The 3290-nt window shown below is 65.1% G+C and carries 2 protein-coding genes; one reads left to right on the top strand and one right to left on the bottom strand.

Features of this window, described 5'->3' with window-relative positions:
* Window positions 1-163: 163 nt before the first annotated feature.
* Window positions 164-1825 carry a hypothetical protein gene (locus JOY90_RS31485; RefSeq protein WP_291694992.1) on the top strand — a complete coding sequence of 554 codons (1662 nt, stop codon included), beginning with the start codon at window positions 164-166 and terminating at the stop codon, window positions 1823-1825.
* Between the two features lie 578 nt (window positions 1826-2403).
* Here the strand turns inward: JOY90_RS31485 and JOY90_RS31480 are convergent.
* On the bottom strand, window positions 2404-3290 hold an 887-nt coding region (locus JOY90_RS31480), incomplete at its 5' end, for a M28 family peptidase (protein ID WP_291694991.1).

Genomic DNA, 3290 nt, shown 5'->3' with positions numbered 1-3290 from the left:
GGTGAACTACCGCATCACCGGCATTACGGCGGCGAACCACGCCGCCTATTGCCGCGACGCGCTGGCCATGCTGCTCAGAGAGGTGCCAGATATTACTGCTCTCACCTTCCGCTTACATGGCTAGAGCGGCGTCCGTGAAGGGGATCTCGACTTCTGGCGGACCGTGTTCGCGGCCATTCCGACCGCCAAGCGACCGATCGCCTTGGACCTGCATCCGAAGGGCATCGACGAGCGCTCGATCGCACTGGCGCGGGAAACGGGGATGCCGATCAGTATCTCGCCCAAATACATGGGCGAGCACATGGGACTGCCCTACCACCAGGCGGCGATCCGGCAGAAGGACATGCCTCCCGCCGGCGGGGCGGTCCGCGGAGCCCAGTTCGCGCTGAGCGAGGGCACGCGGTCCTACACGCGCTACAGCTACGGCGACTTTATGCAGGAGGGCCGCGACTACGACGTGGTCTTTCGCCTCTGGCCCGGCACACAGCGGCTGCTGCTATGGGGCGATCCGCAATTTGCCGCCGGATTCGCTCGCCACGCCGGATTCTGCGGCGCGGGCGGATTGGAGATTTGCGAGCCACTCTCGTTCCGAGGTCGCAAGGGCACCGGACGCCCCGGTAATCGCACCGCCTATGCCGATGCAAGGCTGGCACCCCGTTACGACTGGCAGAAGGCCGAGTACACGTACCGGCTGTTCGGCCGGCTCCTGTATCGGCCTGACACGCCAGCTTCCGCGTGGCAGCGGTCGACATGCGCCGAGTTCGGCGCCGCGGCACAGCCGATCGAACGAGCGCTCGCGAGCGCCAGCCGCATCCTGCCGCTGATGACGATGGCTCACGCCATGGCGGCGGCGAACAACTCTTACTGGCCCGAAATCTACACCAATATGCCGATCGTGCTGGTCGACGCGGGGCAGCCTTTCTCGGACACCGTCGCGCCGCAACGCTTCGGCACCGTCGAGCCGTTCGATCCGCAGATCTTCCTGAGCATCGAGACCTATGTCCGTTCGCTGCTGACCGGGCAACCGGACCATCGTGTGGCACCTACGGAGGTGGCGGCTTGGCTCGACGGCTTCGCCGCGGATGCAGAGCAGGCGTTGGCGGATGCCGTTGCCCGGCGTCCAACGGGCGCGGCTTACCAGCGTGCGGCCGCAGATGTGACGATCCAGGCGGCGCTCGGCCGCTTCTTCGCACATAAACTGCGCGCCGGCGTATTGTGGGAGATCCACGCCATATCGGATGACGCCGCTGCCGCAGCGGCGGCGCTGAGCAGCTACCAACAGGCCCGCGCCGCCTGGGTCGCGGCGGTGCAGGCCGGGCAGGTGTACGTTGCAGACATTACCTTTGGCTCGGAGCCCTGGCTCCGCGGCCATTGGAGCGACCGGTTGTCGGCCATCGATGCCGACATCGCGCAAATGGCCCGGCTTGCCGCCGATACGAATGGCGGAGGCATGGGGGTTGCGGGCGGCGCCGCCTCTGCCGTGGCGCAGGCGCTCCGTCCGCCTCCGGAGCGAAGCATCGAGGCTGCGCACACACCGCCTGGCGCGTTCCGCCGCGGGCAGAGCGTGGCGCTGAACCTCGATGCCCGCGACGCGCAGGCGGTTCGGCTGCACGTCCGTCATGTTAACCAGTCAGAGGCATGGCAGGATATCGCGATGGACGGGAAGGAAGGGCAATTTACCGCGATGATCCCGGCCGCCTATACCGATTCGCCTTTCCCATTACAGTATTTCTTTGCTGTCATGCAGGACGGCAGGGCCGACATGGTGCCGGGTCTCGGTGCTGATCTCTGCAACCAGCCCTATTATGTATTGCGCCAGATTTGAGCGCGGTTTCGACCCCTACATCCATGCGCCGCGCTCCGCTGACGTTGTCCCCCATCCGTGTCGGAGCTTCGGTCGTTGTGTTGGGCATTCAGATTGGTTTCTGGCTGGGGCGGCTCTCCGCCCACAAGCACTACCGTCTCGTGAACCAGAGCAAAATTTGCTGGCTAGAGGCTCATCGTCTCGTCAGGCCGGAAGTGGAACAGGGCTGTCGCCACACTCGATATCGGGACGCGCATTGTCGCGATGCGCGGGCGGCTATTCGGTCGACTATCCGTAGAAGCTGATCGGCGAAGCAAATAAGGTCAACGACCTCCTCGCTCGCGATCGATGATAAATGGCGCGCCGCGGCCGATGAAGATGGGCACTACTCTTTCGTCGTGGCGCTATAACAACGCCTGCCACGCACTCCACTGGCAAATCTGAGACGTTCTGCGACCGTGCACGAAGCATTGTGAGCTTGCCGATATTGCAGGCAGCCCAGTCACCTTTAAGTAGCGGCCATGTCGATCAACGCCAGGATCGACGTCATGTGCCACAAGCCGACCATCGACTCGCAAGGGTCGCCGCGCCGCGCAATCTCAATCGCGTAGCGCGAGCTCGCATGCACCCTCAGAAATGGCTTCGGCGTAGCGAGCAAGACTCGCCACATCGATTGCGTCCGGCCAACGGTCCGCCGGGTTGTGGAAGACCTCGGTGCCGCACACTACTGCTGCATAGCGCGCGCCGCCGCGATGGAGCGTACCGGCCTCGCCGCGCGGCACCAATCCGGCCTCCGCCTCGTGGTCGACGGCAAGGCCGTTCTTCTCCAGCGCCGCCACGATCCACCGCTCCATGAAGGCGTCCGAGACCTGGACCAGATTTGGTTGCCTCGGTGCGCCGATATTTGCCCCGAGATGAATCCACGCACGCGCGCGCTTGACGAGATCTGAACGAGGCATCAGGTACGCGTCGATTCCAAGGAAGCCGATTTCGTGTCCGCTGAATGCCGCAAAGAGGCAATTGCGCGCCGGCTTGGCAGCCGCCAGCGCACGTATCGTCTCCAGCCAGCATGCGAGTCCGCCGCCGCGCTCGCTAGCGCATTGCCACCAGCCGCTCCGCGGTGTGGTAACGACGAGCGGTGCGAGGGCAGAGTCGCTCCCCGCCACCTCCGTCGTGACGTTGAAGGCTTGCGCGGCAAACTTCTGTACGTTCACCACCAGGCCGACCTCGGCTCGTCGCTGTGCCTGGGCCATCAGCCATTCGGCCTCCGCGCTCGAAACCTGCAGTGCGGGCGGACCGAACGGAGTCCGAAACGACGGGGCGTTGAGGAGGAAGAGCCCAGGCCTGCTTCCCCGGGTGAGGATGACGATGCCCTTGTGCCCGCCGCGCCGCACCTCTGCGAGCGCGCCGGCGAGTTCCCGGCGCGGCTCGACGAGCGCAAACGGCTCTGTCTCGACAAGGGCAATATCGGCATCGCTGCCGAGCG

Origin of the sequence: Bradyrhizobium sp. (assembly GCF_019242285.1) — a bacterium.
GTDB lineage: Bacteria > Pseudomonadota > Alphaproteobacteria > Rhizobiales > Xanthobacteraceae > Bradyrhizobium.
Note: the sequence above shows the minus strand (reverse complement) of the source record. Positions and strands in the feature narration are given on the sequence as shown.